We start from the raw sequence: 14,099 nt of genomic DNA on the forward strand, positions 1-14,099 counted from the left end.
ACCTCATTCTTTTTTGATTCTGCGGAAAATCGATCCTATTACAGCGGATATGTCTTCGGAAACGTTCAATCGGTATACGACACCAAAATAAAATCCTCCCATAAGCACGGTTTTTATCGCAATATTTACCAACGGTGGCAAATTGGGCCTTACATATTGGAAAAGTAAGAGCAAGAAAAACAACACTGCCAATACCTTGCCCATATTTACGGTAAAGGGGAGCATACCATAGGTGCGCCATACGAACAGCAATTTTATGGTATTGTACAGTAAAAAGGCCATAAAACTTGCGATGGCCGCACCTTTGATACCGTACTCCGGTATGAGCCACAAATTAAAAACGATGGTCAGCAATGCTAACCCCATACCCATAAACAATACGGCCCTATAATAATCAGAGTTGTATAATATGGCATTGTTATTCCCCAACACCGCATCGGAAACTTTCGCCATACCGATCCAAAAGACAATGAACCATGCCCCACCATAGGTATCCGGTAAAAGCAAATAAAGATCGTTCAGGTTACTGAGCAATAGCACGAACAGGAGACCGGAAATCACAAATAAGGTCAATGCACTTTTTTGGTACAACCGTTTCAACGCAAAAAAATCCTTTTCGTTCAATAATTTTGCCGTCAATGGATAGGTGATCTGATGCATGGCCCTACCGGGTACTCCAACGGCGGAAGCCATAAAACCGGCAACACTGTAATAGGCGACGTTTTCTATCTGAACGTAATGGTTGAGCATTACCTTATCTATTTCAAGCAGTATGATGGCCGTGGATCCACCCAATATGATAATCAGGCTGTATGAAAAGATTTTCCAGTTAGGTAAAGTCCTGACCACTTTTAGCCGTGGCCGGTGCAGGTGATAGGCATATCCTTTCATAATCAGCGTTCGTGCCAGATATAGTACTACCAAAGCCTTTAGAAAAAAGGAAACGTCGATACTATCGAAATACAGCAATACCAAGAGTACTGTCTGCCCAACCCTACAGAACACCTCCTTCATGAAATTTCCAAAAACGGATTTCAAATGGACCCTGGTCCAGGCATAAAACACCTCAAAATAGGCCATCGCGAAACCGATCCAGAAAATATACCACACATACCCCTTTACCTCGGGGTTTTCCCGTGCTAAAAAAGTTCCTATCGCTTCATTGGCGAAATAGGACAATAGCCCTATAGGTATAATCAGAAGTAAAGGAAAAAGCAGCATCAGCGTTAAAAAACCTTCTTTTTGGTTTTGGTCTTGAAAACTACTATAAAATTTGACCAATGTGTTGGGAACCCCGAAAGCCATTAGCGGCATTAAGATCAGGGCAGCGGATAGCATTACCTGAATAAGGCCGTAATAGGTGTCGGACATAAAATTGGTGTACAAAAACAAAACATTGACCGCGCCGATACCGAAACCCAGATAGGTGACCAGCATATTATCGATGGATTGTTTTCTGACGATTCCCATTACAACAGTTCGGCCAATTTTCCGGTGAGTGCCTTTCGGCTATAGTTTTCCGTATTTTCGGAGGTTACCGATAACGCACCGCTTTTGAACGCCTTGTACCATGATAATACCGTTTCCTTTAAGGCCGTGGTATCCCGATAATCGAAGGCTTGTCCGGTACGTGTTTGCATAACCATTGCGCCGGCTTCCCAATCCGTTGGGCCTACCGCTAAAATAGGCCGTTTGGCCGCCATATACTCGAACAGCTTTCCGGGAACGATACCCTTTGTTTCTTCCGAATCGATCTCTACCAGCAACAACACCTGCGCACTTTGCTGTCTACGGATGGCTTCGCTATGGGAAACATAGCCCCGCATTTTCACATAGGGTGCCAATTCGTATCGGGACAAGGTATTCATGACATCTTCACTGACAACACCGATAAATTCGAGTTGCAGGTCGGACCGAAACACCTCGTTTTCAGTGGCCAATTGGGAAAGTACCTTCCACAGATTACCCGGGTTTCTTCCGTTCAAAAGCGATCCGATATGTGCAATGGTAAAACCGTTGTCCAAACGGGTTCCCTTTTGGTATTCAAAATCATATCCATTGGTAATCACCGTAATCGGCTTTTTTGTCAAGCCCTGAAATTCCTGCTTAGTGGTCTGGCTGGTCACGATCAATCGGTCCGCACGGTTTAGCACCTCATGTTCCAATCGCTTATGTTTTTTTTGGGATCGCTTTGAAAGCCGCAGCTTTTTATGGTAGCCTATAGACGTCCAAGGATCCCGGAAATCGGCTATCCAACATAGCTCGTGATCAGTTTTTAAACATGCCCCTATCAAATGCACACTGTGCGGAGGGCCGGTAGTGATAACGGTGGTTATTCCTTCCTCCTTTAGGATGGTAGATAAAAACGTTACTGAAGGTTTTACCCAATACTTTCGGGCATCCGGAATGAAAAAGTTGCCCCGTATCCAAAGCATCGCTTTCTCCAGCACCGATTGGTTTTTGGTTTCGATAATACCGGAACTGATTCGCTTTGTCTTATTTTTTGAGAAGAGTCCCGCCAGGCCATATGGTTCAAAAATGGGACGGGAATATAGTTTAAGGTTTTTGGGGATTTCTTCGGATAAGGTAGCATCTTGAATCGGATAGTGTGCATTCTCCGGTACATAAACTACCGGTTCGATATCATATTCCCCTAAATACTTGACGAACTTCAACCACCGCTGTACTCCCGGACCTCCTGCTGGTGGCCAGTAATATGTGATGATGAGTACCTTTTTCATCAGCTGTCGGCTTTTTCAACTTTTCTTTTGGATGTTCTCAAGGTAAAGATGAGCCCCCCGATAATAATAAGTCCCAACAAAATGGAACTGGCCAAGGTTATCTGACTTCCCGTTTCTACCACTTTGGGTTCAAACTTAAAGGCAATGGTATGCTCCCCCTCCGGAACCCTTAACGCCCGAAGTACGTAATTGACCCGAAAATGGTCCTTCAAGGCTCCATCGATATAGGCGTTCCATCCATTGGCGTAGTACATTTCAGAGAATACGGCGACTCCGGCATTCGGATTGTTCGTGGTATACGTTAAGTGATTGGGTTTGTAATCCGTCAGTTGAATAGTAGCGGTGCTGTCTACCCTAAAACTAAAACGATTGAGATCGTCAAATTTTTTGGTATTGACTACTGCTTTTGTTTTGGTATCCAAAGACCCCAATGCTTTGATCTCTTCATCGGCACTGCTTACGGGAACAAGTTCGGAAATGAACCAGGCATTTCCATTGGCATCGGTATTCAATGCCGGGGAGGACTGCCCTTGTTCGTTCTTCTGAATTACATATTTAACGTTCAGCATGTTTAGCAGCTCCAAATTCCCCTCAAATAAATAAAAGTAAAACAGGTCCTGCATTCCGGCAGGCTTGGCAGCATGGTAACCGGTTATGGACTGATGAAAGTAAGAAGTACCCGCAGCGTCCCATCCTTCCGAGGGGTTATACACTCTAAAGATACTTTCGTCCTCTTGTATTTTTTTATTCGCAGCGGTTTCTGGAAACGGCTCCAACATCCGTCGTTTGCTCACAAAATTATCTTCGTTAACATAACGGAGTCCCACCCCTACAAGGTCAAAAACGATCATGGCACCGATGACAACGATCGCCAAGGTCTGTTTCAATTTTCCTTTAAGGTAGAACCATAACAGTCCGGCGGTCAGCAACACATACACCATGGAACGGAACAAATCGGCATTATAGACCGCTTTTCTGTCCAATACGATCAACGAATACAGCTCGTTGCCATACCCTTCGGCAAACATACGATCGCGTAGGCCCTCGAAAGAGAACATGCCTTTCAAAAGAAACAATAGCACCCCAAGGCCGAGCACCAGGATAGACGCAATTTTCCAAGCACGAAATTTCTCCTTATCCCCTATTTTAGAGTCGAAAATTGCGGCGAGTCCCAAAGTGCCCAATAGCGGGGCACATAACTCCAAAATAACTTGAATTGACGAAACGGCACGAAACTTGTCGTACAAGGGAAAATAAGCAATCATAAGATCCGTAAGCGCTCCAAAATTCTTTCCCCAGGACAACAACAACGAGAAGACGACACCGCCCAAAAGCCACCATTTTCGCTTGCCCTTTACCAAAAACAGTCCCAGTACAAACAGAAAAAAAACGATCGCACCAATATATGCCGGTGCCGACACATAGGGTTGATCGCCCCAATAGGTCGGTATCTGACTCGCGAACTCCAACGCCCTTGTACGCGGCAATCCCTGATCGATCAAAAAGTCATATGACTTTGAATTTTCTCCTAGGTTTTCAACACTACCCCCTCCGAACAAACGGGGAACAAATAGGTTCAACGATTCGGCAATACCGTAACTCCACTGGGTAATATATTCACGATCCAAACCTCCGGTATTCTCTTTTGGGGTGCCTTCGGGGGTAATAGTCAGTTCCGATTTGCCCCTGGTACTCCAATCGGCATATTCCTTGGTGGCCATGAGCCCCGTCGCGTTTGCCGCAATACCGATACTAACGGCTACCAAAAGAAGCCCCACCGATATACAGAAGTGTTTTAACTGTTTTTTTAGAATGGCGTCTACCAAATGGGCAACACCCAAAAGCAATACCAATAACATAAAATAGTAGGTCATTTGGTAATGGTTCGCCCTTATTTCCAAGGCCATGGCAACTGCCGTTAGCACAAAACCCCATAGATATCGTTTACGGAAAACCAGAAGTATTCCCGCCAAGAGTATGGGAAGGTATCCTATGGCATGTGCCTTGGCGTTATGCCCTGCACCAAAAATGATTATAAGATAAGTAGAAAAACCAAAGGCCAAGGCCCCCACTATGGCCAAACGATAATCGACTTTTAGGCAACACAATAGTATATAAAATCCGATAAAATAAAGAAAAAGATAATCGGCCGGTCGTGGAAGAAAACGGATCAGGCTATCCAGTTTTTTCACATAATCGTGAGGATAATAGGCCCCAAGCTGGTAGGTGGGCATTCCACCAAAGGCGCTATTGGTCCAGTAAGGCTCCTCGCCGGTACGTTTTCGAAAATCGTTCTGTTCCTTGGCCATTCCGGTGTACTGAACAATGTCACCTTGTTCCATAACCTTTCCCTGAAGGACCGGATGAAAATAAGAAAGGGCTACCACAACAAAAAAAACAGCGACGAAGAAATGGACAAAAAACGCTTTTAGACCGTTTTGCATAAACTTTTAGGGTGATTGGTTACTTGCTTCGGTAAAAATAATCAATCGACCTCCTCAAAATCTATATATTCCCCAACTTTTTCCGAAGAATCGTGCTTTCGATCGCTTTTTGTAGTAATGGTTACCTCTCCTTCCTGTTGTTGCCGAACATCCTGAAAACCTTCGAATTTTTCGCGAAAGTGTTGTTCGGTCTTTTTTGCGGCATAGCCCAAGATTTTTGGGGCGAACATTCTGACCACTATCTTGAAGAGATAATAGACCAACAAAATGATAAGGACCGCTTTTAAAAAACCCATATTTTTTCACTTTAATATATCAAAAGTACAATTCTAACGTTTTAAACATGTGGCAAAACTCTTAAAAATATAATAAAACCAGGTATAACGGGGCATGGGGCATACTTTTTACAGCAAACCGATGGGCGTTTCGGGATACCGTCAAACAACATAAAATGAGGTATTTAATAGGCATGCTCCTTTTGGGGCTTTCCTTTGCGGGAACGGCGCAGTATACGGATGTTATCAATTCCAACCGACCCGGACTTTCTGTAAGCGCATATGCCGTAGGCCGAAATGTATTGCAGTTCGAGGCGGGACTGTTGTATGAACAGCAAGACCATTCGTTGTTGGATACCGATAGTAACATCTGGGGTACCGATGTTTCCTTACGTTACGGACTGCTGTTTGAAGCCTTGGAACTGAATTATGAGGGAACCTTCCAAAAACAGAACATCACCTTCAATAACTTGGGGGTCAGTGAAAACCGGACCGACTTTTCCCGAAATAGGGTGGGGCTAAAATTTTTGGTCTACGATCGCTATAAAAACCCCGAACGCAACAAACCCAACTTGTATAGTTGGAAAGCGAACTACGGCTTCAAATGGAAAAACCTGATTCCGTCGGTTTCCGTTTACGGTGGTGCGACCTTCAATCTAGGAGATAATCCGTTTTATGTAGGTGACCCAACGGTATCGTACCGGGCCATGCTCGCCACACAAAGCAGGCTTACACCAAGGTTCGTATTGATATCCAACATTGCATACGACCGCATTAGCACCGATTTTCCGGAGCTGAGCTATTTGATATCGCTCTCCCATGCGTTTCGCAATCCCAAATGGAGCGTTTTTGTAGAAAATCAGGGCATTCAAAGCGATCGGTATTCCGATGTGCTTCTCCGTGGAGGTGTGGCCCATTTGTTCAACGACCATTTACAGGCCGATATCAATATGGGCGCCAGTTTTAAAAATACACCTTCCCGAATCTTTATCTCGCTCGGAGGGTCTTACCGCATGGATTTCCACAAGGATAAGCCGGTACCGATCGAGGATCAACAAGCCGGTGAAAACGGTGGTCCGATCAAGAAAAATGCCATGAAGAAAAAGAAAAAAGGTAAGGATAAGGACGGTGAAGATGGTGGCAATGGTGCCGAGGATATCGACCTTGGGCCATCAAAAAAACAGCTTCGCAAACAGCGCAAGGAGGCAAAAAAGAAGAAAAAGAACAAACAAAACGACAGTGGGCCAATCGATTTCTAAAACGGCCTTCCAACATCCCAAAAACTTCTTGTAAAATTGGCATTCCTAATTTCTTGCTCTTGTCAATATTCGCTAATATTGACCAAAGAAAAACGAGTCAATGGTCATCTTAAAAGAAGCTGTTAGCAAGGCAGATCTAAAAACCTTCATAAAGTTTCCTTTTTCCCTGTACAGGGACTCTCCCTACTGGGTGCCACCATTGATTTCGGACGAACTGAACGCTTTTGACAAAAACACGAACCCGGCATTTAAAAATGCGGACGCATGGTTTTACCTCGCCTATAAAGACAATAAACTGGTCGGGCGCATTGTAGGCATCATCAACTGGGTGGAGGTGAAACAACAACAAATACCCAAAGTTCGCTTTGGCTGGTTCGATTTTATAGACGACACTGCGGTATCCGAGGCGTTGTTGAACAAGATTGCGGAAATCGGACGCGAACACCAGCTCGAATTTATTGAAGGTCCGGTCGGATTTTCCAACCTTGACAAGGTGGGAGTGCTTACCGAAGGATTTACGGAAATTGGAAGTATGGTCACTTGGTACAACCATCCTTATTATGCCGACCATTATACGCAGCATGGCTTTCAAAAGGAGAAAGGTTATGTGGAAAACAAGTTTCCGGCCGAAAATGCCGATCCGGCACTGTTTACCAGACTGAACGACTTGGTGAAAAAGCGTTATAAGCTCAAGGAATTGAACTTTGACAATACCAAGGATATTCTCCCCCTGGCCGACCAAATGTTCGCACTGTTCAACCAAACTTATGACAAGCTTTCTTCTTTTGTGCCCATATCAGATGCACAAATAGCCTATTTCAAGAAAAAATATATTAGCTTCATCAATCCGGAGTACATCAAGTTTATAGTGGATTCCAAAGAGCAGCTCATCGCCTTCGCCATAGTAATGCCCTCTTTTTCAAAGGCATTACAAAAAGCCAATGGAAAGCTGTTTCCTTTCGGGTTTTACCATTTGCTAAAAGCGAAAAAAAAGCATCGGGACGTGCACTTTTACCTCATTGGGATTCATCCAGATTATCAGAACAAAGGAGTTACGGCCATTATTTTTAATGAGTATTACAAAACCTTTACCGCAAACAAAATTGACATGTGCTATCGTACGCCCGAGCTGGAAGATAATGTTGCTATTCGGCAAATGTGGAAGCACTTTGAGCCCGTTATACACAAACGCAGGGCAACCTTCAAAAAGAACATCGACCTATAATACCATTTCTGGTGTTAAATCACCCTTTTAAAATTATTTGGAATACACGTTTCGCCCAACAACACTGGTCTTTTAGTTGTACACGTCTAGAAGACCTCCAAAGACCGTTATCCATTTAGATGGACTAAAATCGTAGAACAAGGTGCCGTAAAAAGTAATGTGGCAGCATTACATCATTCGCCCATTGCTGCAGCAACGGCAGCGGAAAGGCGTTTGTAAGTGCCATTTTCCAGTCGGTCTCGAATTGCCGAAAATGCTTCCAAGGTTTCCGAAACGTCGTCCAGGGTATGGGTGGCGGTAGGAATCATCCTAAGTAAAATCAATCCTTTAGGTATTACCGGATAAACGACTATGGAACAGAATATTCCGTAGTTTTCCCGAAGGTCTTTTACCAATGCCATCGCTTCCGGAATACTCCCGTTTAGGTATACAGGAGTCACACAGCTTGTAGTGGTACCGATATCAAAACCGCGATCTTTAAGTCCGTTTTGCAAGGCATTTACGTTCTCCCAAAGCTTCTCCTTCATTTTGGGATCGTTGCGCATCATATCCAACCGCTTTAATGCTCCCTTTACATAGATCATGGGAAGGGACTTGGCGAACATTTGGGACCTCAGGTTGTATTTCAAGTAATCGATAATTTCCTTATCGGCGGCCAAAAAAGCACCGATACTGGCCATGGACTTCGCAAAAGTGGCGAAGTAGACGTCGATATCATCTTGAACCCCTTGCTCCTCACCTGCCCCGGCACCTGTTTTTCCCAGTGTTCCAAAGCCATGTGCATCGTCTACCAAAAGACGAAAATTGTATTTTTTCTTTAAAGCTACGATCTCTTTCAATCGACCTTGCTCACCTCGCATTCCGAATACGCCTTCAGAAATGACCAAGATACCACCACCAGTGGTTTCCGCCATTTTAACGGCACGTTCCAAGTTCTTTTCAAGACTTTCGATATCGTTGTGCTTGAAGGTAAAACGCTTGCCCATATGCAAACGTACGCCGTCTATAATACAAGCGTGGGAATCTACATCGTACACAATAATATCGTCTTTCGATACCAATGCGTCTATGGCCGACATGATTCCTTGGTACCCAAAATTCAACAAATAAGCCGATTCCTTGCTCACGAATATGGCAAGTTCTTTTTCCAGTTGTTCATGATATTTGGTATGACCGCTCATCATACGCGCCCCCATCGGGTATGCAGCACCGAACTCCGCAGCGGCCTCACTATCGATTTGTTTTATTTCGGGTAGGTTGGCCATCCCTAGATAATCATTGATGCTCCAGGTAATCACTTCCTTGCCCTGAAACTGCATCCTATTGGAAATCGGTCCTTCCAGTTGTGGAAAAACAAAATATCCTTCCGCTTGTGAAGCCCATTTTCCCAAAGGCCCTTTATTTTCAATGATCCTATCGAACAAATCTCTCATCAGTACTATATTTGTTGCAAAAGTATATATTTTTTGGGTAGTTACCCACCTCTTTTTCTGAGTTTTTGAACAGTAGATCGTGAACAAAAAAAAGCAACGATGTATCGACATCATTGCTCATCCTATATTCTGTTTTTAAAGGGATTACCGTATCACCTGAACCTTTGGTGTCTCCTCGGTGGCATTTTCGTTCAAAAAGCCCTGCGCTTCCATCCAGGAATCACTGTATACCTTGCTCATGTATCGCGAGCCGTGGTCGGGAAAAATGGCGACCACTTTGCTTTCAGCGGTGAATGTATTCAATTCACCAAGCTGTTTTACGGCCTGCATTACCGCACCACAGGTATATCCTGCAAAAATACCCTCAGTTTTGGAAATATGGCGCGCCATATGGGCACTTTCCTCATCGGTAACTTTAATAAACGTATCAATAGCCGTAAAATCCGTAGCGGAAGGAATCAGGTTTTTTCCAAGACCTTCAATACGGTAGGGATAAATTTCGTTGGCATCGAACTCCCCGGTTTCATGATATTTTTTTAACACGCTACCATAGGCATCCACACCGATAACCTGTATATCGGGATTCTGTTCTTTTAAAAAACGTGCCGTTCCGGAAATAGTACCCCCGGTACCGCTACAGGCCACCAAATGGGTTATCTGACCGTTGGTCTGTTCCCAAATTTCCGGTCCCGTAGTGTTGTAATGGGCAGCGGTATTCAATTCGTTGAAGTATTGATTGATATAGATACTTCCTTTGGTTTCCTCGTGAAGTCTTTTTGCCACTTGGTAGTACGATCGTGGATCGTCGGCACTAACATGCGCCGGACATACATAAACCTTGGCCCCCATGGCACGGAGCATATCGATTTTATCCGGACTCGATTTAGAACTGACCGCTAAAATGCAATCATATCCCTTTATAATACTTACCATAGCAATACTAAATCCCGTATTACCAGAGGTGGTTTCGATAATTGTGTCGCCTTTTCGAAGCAGTCCTTTTCGCTCGGCCTCCTCAATAATGTGGAGCGCTATGCGGTCTTTGGAAGAATGGCCCGGATTTAATGCCTCTACTTTAGCATAAAATGCACCCTCGATATCCGCTACGATCTTGTTCAACCTTACCAGCGGTGTATTTCCCACTAGGGCCAGTATATTATCGTGCGCTTGTATTTCGTTTTGCATCAAAGTTGTTTTTCGTTAACTTAAAAATCAACAAAATTCAATGGCAAAATTACCATTTTTTTTCGATTAGTCGATTTTTCCTTCCAAATCGAGTAAAAAAGCATATTCCTTGGCCACTTCCCGCAAAGATTCAAAACGACCCGAAGCCCCGCCATGACCAGCTTCCATATTGATGTTAAAAAGCAATAAATTCGCGTCTTCCTTGAGTTCACGTAATTTTGCCACCCACTTCGCCGGCTCAAAATACTGTACTTGGGAATCGTGGAGCCCGGTAGTGACCAGCATGTTGGGATACGACTGGGCCACAACATTGTCATAGGGCGAATACGACTTCATATAGTCGTAATAAACCTTTTCGTTCGGATTCCCCCATTCATCATACTCCCCGGTAGTAAGGGGTATGGAATCGTCCAACATGGTAGTGACCACATCGACGAAAGGAACCTGGGCAACGATTCCATTGTAATGCTGAGGGGCCATATTGATGACGGCTCCCATAAGAAGCCCACCTGCCGACCCTCCCATGGCATACAAATGCGCATTAGAGGAATATCCTTCCGCTATAAGGTGTTTGGAGCAATCGATAAAATCGAAAAAAGTATGTTTCTTTTTTAACAGTTTCCCTTCCTCGTACCAAGATCTGCCCAAATACTGTCCTCCACGTATGTGGGCGATCACAAAAATGAAACCGCGGTCCAACAAACTTAAACGCACCGTTGAAAAATACGGGTCTATGGTCGCTCCATAGGATCCGTAGGCATATTGTAACAAAGGGGTGTCCTTGCCGGGCACGGTATTTTTATGATAGACGACCGACATGGGTATTTGCGCCCCATCCCTGGCAGTGGCCCAAATCCGTTTTTCAATGTAATGCTCTTTTTTGAAGGTATTTCCCATGACCTCTTGCTCTTTTTTGACCTCCTTCTCCTTGGTAACCATGTTAAAATCGATTACCGACGACGGTGTGGTCATGGAGTTATATCCGTATCGAAGAATTTCGGTATCGAAATCGGGATTTGTACCAACATAGGCCGTATAGGTTTCGCTATCAAAAGGCAGGTAGTAGGAATCGGTACCGTCCCATCGAACAATTTTTAGCTTGTTGAGCCCATTTTCGCGCTCCGACAGCACATAAAATGTTTTAAACATGTCTACATCCTCGAGCAATACTTCCTGGCGGTGTGGAATAAAGGCCTCCCAATGTTCAAAATCGGTAGTGCTCTCCTTTGTTTTCATTAGCTTAAAGTTGATGGCATCGTCCCTATTGGTAAGCATATAAAAATACTCCCCGTAATGTGCGATCGAATATTCCACTCCCCTTTTTCTAGGGCTGAACAGGCGAAATTTATCGTATGGGCGGTTCGCAGGAAGAATTTGATATTCCGAGGTCAATGTACTATAAGAGCCGATGACGATATACTTCTTCGATTTGGTCTTGTATACGTATGTACCGAACGTATCGTCCTGTTCGTGGAAAATCAATTCGTCCGACTCCGCCGGAGTTCCTAGCACATGTCTGTAAATTTTATCCGCACGAAGGGTTACGGGGTCTTTTTTGGTGTAGAAAAACGTTCTATTATCATCTGCCCATACTGCACTACCGGTGCTATTCAATATTTTGTCCTCGTATATTGTTCCATCGTGCAAATTTTTAACCTGTAAGGTATACTGTCTGCGTGAAACGGTGTCGACCCCAAAAACGGCGAGTTCATTGTTGGGACTTATGGCGAGTCCGCCCAGGTTAAAAAAGTCATGTCCTTCCGCCATTTCGTTTCCATTGAACATTACTTCGTCCTTGGCCGTAAGCACCGCTTTTTTTCTGGAATAGATCGGGTATTGCTGTCCCGTCTCGAACCGGGAAATATACCAGTACCCATTGCTTTTATAGGGAACGGAAGAATCATCCTCCTTTATCCTGCCCTTCATTTCCCGATAGAGCGACTCCTGAGCGTTTTTGGTATGGGCGCTGGCCGATTCGTAGTATGCATTTTCGGACTCCAAATGCGCAATTACAGCGGCATCTTCCCTATCGTTCATCCAATAATAATCATCGATCCGGACATCGCCGTGCTTCTCCAATGTTTTTGGTTGAATTTTGGCCTGGGGAAACGAAATTTTGGTCATGCTATTGCAATTTGTCTTTTATCGCCGCAATCCTCCTACACGGTAATAACAAAGGATTTAACCCCGGTTACCCTATAAACGATAGCTTCCGATTCAATTTTGACGGCAAAAGTAAGGCATCCTAAAAAAACGGCTATGCTTTTATGACGAAAGGTTTCCCAAAAGGTCCCGAAACGATCTGGAATTTCCTTTATGGTGTTCAATACATTGGTAGAACCGTAGGAAGCACATAAATAGAAGCATCCTAGTATCCAGATTTAATGTCTTGCTAAAATACCAACGGAACGTATCGCACAAACACTAAAAGTGCATTTCTCCATTGGTTTTGTTAATTTCGCAGGGTATAACCATAAAAACGTTACCATGTTCGGAGATATGATGGGTATGATGGGAAAATTAAAGGAAACCCAAGCAAAAGTCGAAGCCACCAAGAAACGCCTAAACGACGTAACCCTTGAGGAAAAATCGTCGGACGGCCTACTATCGGTCGTTATAACGGCCAATAGAACGATTAAAGAAGTTAAAATAGCGGAGGCACTGCTGCAGGATAAGGAACAATTGGAAGACTATTTGATTTTGACCTTGAACAAGGCCATTGCCAAAGCTACCGCTATCAATGAAAATGAATTGGCAGCGGCCGCCAAGGAAGGTATGCCCAATATTCCGGGAATGGATTCGTTTTTTAAATAAAACCGGGATTCCATAAAAAATGGCAAGCTTTTTGAAATCCTACAGTAAGGGTACTTGAATATTAACGGTACAATCAGTACTCATAGATGGGCGCATTCTGGAAAAAAGCCTACTTAATTATAAATTTGAACATAAGATACGAAACCATGAAAAAGTTGTTTTTCTTATTGCTTTTACCATTTTTTGTTAGCGCTCAGGATGGCGAGCATGAATACGGTGAACATTGGGGCCTTGATTTCGATACGGCCATTTCCGATGCAAAAAAGGACAGTAAGAATATTTTAGTCTATTTTACTGGTAGCGACTGGTGCCCACCTTGTAAAATGCTAAAAAAAGATCTTTTTGATACAGCCGAGTTTGAAAACGTTGCAAAGGATTATGAGCTCCTTTATGTTGATATACCCCGAAATAAGGATTTGCTCAGCGATACGCAATGGAAACACAATCAGGAGGTATTGGGCAAGTACAATAAAAAAGGATCTTTTCCATTGATCATGATATTAAACCCTAAAGGCAAAGTGCTGGACAAATACTCGGGATATAGCATGACCGGAGATGTACGGTATCATATGGATCTGTTCAAAAAGTATAGTGATTAATGCTACTTATTGAACTCATTTAGATTTTTTTCCCCGAACTGTCGGGAGGCTAAAAAATTGTCCTTTTTCGCTCGACGCGCCGGCCGGCTCCTCATCAAAAGCCAAATCATTGGCTTTTTCTTTC

Annotated in this window: 11 protein-coding genes; 4 read left to right on the plus strand and 7 right to left on the minus strand. The window is 43.8% G+C overall.

Annotation, left to right across the window (positions count from 1 at the left end):
• Positions 1–3: 3 nt before the first annotated feature.
• The 4 genes from ACRD7P_RS07505 to ACRD7P_RS07520 are packed head-to-tail and all read right to left on the minus strand — an operon-like array spanning position 4 to position 5,481.
• Complete coding sequence (locus tag ACRD7P_RS07505; protein ID WP_430906925.1) at positions 4–1,470, minus strand: polysaccharide biosynthesis C-terminal domain-containing protein; 1,467 nt, start codon at positions 1,468–1,470, stop codon at positions 4–6.
• A complete protein-coding gene (locus ACRD7P_RS07510; protein ID WP_430906926.1) occupies positions 1,470–2,741 on the minus strand; it encodes a glycosyltransferase family 4 protein in 1,272 nt (423 codons plus the stop codon). Before ACRD7P_RS07510 ends, ACRD7P_RS07505 begins: the two co-directional genes overlap by 1 nt.
• Positions 2,741–5,185, minus strand: a complete 2,445-nt coding sequence (locus ACRD7P_RS07515) for a YfhO family protein (protein WP_430906927.1) — start codon at positions 5,183–5,185, stop codon at positions 2,741–2,743. The genes ACRD7P_RS07510 and ACRD7P_RS07515 overlap by 1 nt, the downstream gene beginning before the upstream one ends.
• 41 nt (positions 5,186–5,226) lie before the next feature.
• Positions 5,227–5,481 carry a DUF4834 family protein gene (locus tag ACRD7P_RS07520; protein WP_430906928.1) on the minus strand — a complete coding sequence of 85 codons (255 nt, stop codon included), beginning with the start codon at positions 5,479–5,481 and terminating at the stop codon, positions 5,227–5,229.
• A gap of 155 nt (positions 5,482–5,636) precedes the next feature.
• Between ACRD7P_RS07520 and ACRD7P_RS07525 the strand changes: the two genes are divergently transcribed.
• Positions 5,637–6,719 carry a transporter gene (locus ACRD7P_RS07525; protein ID WP_430906929.1) on the plus strand — a complete coding sequence of 361 codons (1,083 nt, stop codon included), beginning with the start codon at positions 5,637–5,639 and terminating at the stop codon, positions 6,717–6,719.
• 100 nt (positions 6,720–6,819) lie between these two features.
• A complete protein-coding gene (locus tag ACRD7P_RS07530; RefSeq protein ID WP_430906930.1) occupies positions 6,820–7,944 on the plus strand; it encodes a GTP cyclohydrolase in 1,125 nt (374 codons plus the stop codon).
• A gap of 173 nt (positions 7,945–8,117) precedes the next feature.
• Here ACRD7P_RS07530 and ACRD7P_RS07535 read toward each other — a convergent pair whose 3' ends face one another.
• The 3 genes from ACRD7P_RS07535 to ACRD7P_RS07545 all read right to left on the minus strand — a co-directional run bounded on the left by ACRD7P_RS07535 (position 8,118) and on the right by ACRD7P_RS07545 (position 12,686).
• Entirely contained in the window at positions 8,118–9,377 is a 1,260-nt protein-coding gene (locus tag ACRD7P_RS07535) for an aminotransferase class I/II-fold pyridoxal phosphate-dependent enzyme (RefSeq protein ID WP_430906931.1), read from the minus strand.
• A gap of 144 nt (positions 9,378–9,521) precedes the next feature.
• Entirely contained in the window at positions 9,522–10,562 is a 1,041-nt protein-coding gene (locus tag ACRD7P_RS07540; RefSeq protein WP_430906932.1) for a PLP-dependent cysteine synthase family protein, read from the minus strand.
• Between the two features lie 66 nt (positions 10,563–10,628).
• Positions 10,629–12,686, minus strand: a complete 2,058-nt coding sequence (locus tag ACRD7P_RS07545) for a S9 family peptidase (RefSeq protein WP_430906933.1) — start codon at positions 12,684–12,686, stop codon at positions 10,629–10,631.
• A 363-nt stretch (positions 12,687–13,049) separates the two neighbouring features.
• On the opposite strand from ACRD7P_RS07545, the gene ACRD7P_RS07550 reads away from it, so the two are divergent.
• Both ACRD7P_RS07550 and ACRD7P_RS07555 read left to right on the plus strand, forming a co-directional pair.
• On the plus strand, positions 13,050–13,376 hold the full coding sequence (locus ACRD7P_RS07550; RefSeq protein WP_430906934.1) for a YbaB/EbfC family nucleoid-associated protein: 327 nt from the start codon (positions 13,050–13,052) through the stop codon (positions 13,374–13,376).
• 146 nt (positions 13,377–13,522) lie between these two features.
• Positions 13,523–13,975 carry a thioredoxin family protein gene (locus ACRD7P_RS07555; RefSeq protein WP_430906935.1) on the plus strand — a complete coding sequence of 151 codons (453 nt, stop codon included), beginning with the start codon at positions 13,523–13,525 and terminating at the stop codon, positions 13,973–13,975.
• Positions 13,976–14,099 lie beyond the last annotated feature (124 nt).

Origin of the sequence: Maribacter sp. 2-571, from assembly GCF_050589625.1 — a bacterium.
Taxonomy (GTDB): domain Bacteria; phylum Bacteroidota; class Bacteroidia; order Flavobacteriales; family Flavobacteriaceae; genus Pelagihabitans.

Excerpts from the sequence above, each read along its gene's own strand:
- ACRD7P_RS07505 (WP_430906925.1), bottom strand. The coding sequence starts at position 1,470 with ATGGGAATCGTCAGAAAACAATCCATCGATAATATGCTGGTCACCTAT.
- ACRD7P_RS07510 (WP_430906926.1), bottom strand. The coding sequence starts at position 2,741 with ATGAAAAAGGTACTCATCATCACATATTACTGGCCACCAGCAGGAGGT.
- ACRD7P_RS07515 (WP_430906927.1), bottom strand. The coding sequence starts at position 5,185 with ATGCAAAACGGTCTAAAAGCGTTTTTTGTCCATTTCTTCGTCGCTGTT.
- ACRD7P_RS07520 (WP_430906928.1), bottom strand. The coding sequence starts at position 5,481 with ATGGGTTTTTTAAAAGCGGTCCTTATCATTTTGTTGGTCTATTATCTC.
- ACRD7P_RS07525 (WP_430906929.1), top strand. The coding sequence starts at position 5,637 with ATGAGGTATTTAATAGGCATGCTCCTTTTGGGGCTTTCCTTTGCGGGA.
- ACRD7P_RS07530 (WP_430906930.1), top strand. The coding sequence starts at position 6,820 with ATGGTCATCTTAAAAGAAGCTGTTAGCAAGGCAGATCTAAAAACCTTC.
- ACRD7P_RS07535 (WP_430906931.1), bottom strand. The coding sequence starts at position 9,377 with ATGAGAGATTTGTTCGATAGGATCATTGAAAATAAAGGGCCTTTGGGA.
- ACRD7P_RS07540 (WP_430906932.1), bottom strand. The coding sequence starts at position 10,562 with ATGCAAAACGAAATACAAGCGCACGATAATATACTGGCCCTAGTGGGA.
- ACRD7P_RS07545 (WP_430906933.1), bottom strand. The coding sequence starts at position 12,686 with ATGACCAAAATTTCGTTTCCCCAGGCCAAAATTCAACCAAAAACATTG.
- ACRD7P_RS07550 (WP_430906934.1), top strand. The coding sequence starts at position 13,050 with ATGTTCGGAGATATGATGGGTATGATGGGAAAATTAAAGGAAACCCAA.
- ACRD7P_RS07555 (WP_430906935.1), top strand. The coding sequence starts at position 13,523 with ATGAAAAAGTTGTTTTTCTTATTGCTTTTACCATTTTTTGTTAGCGCT.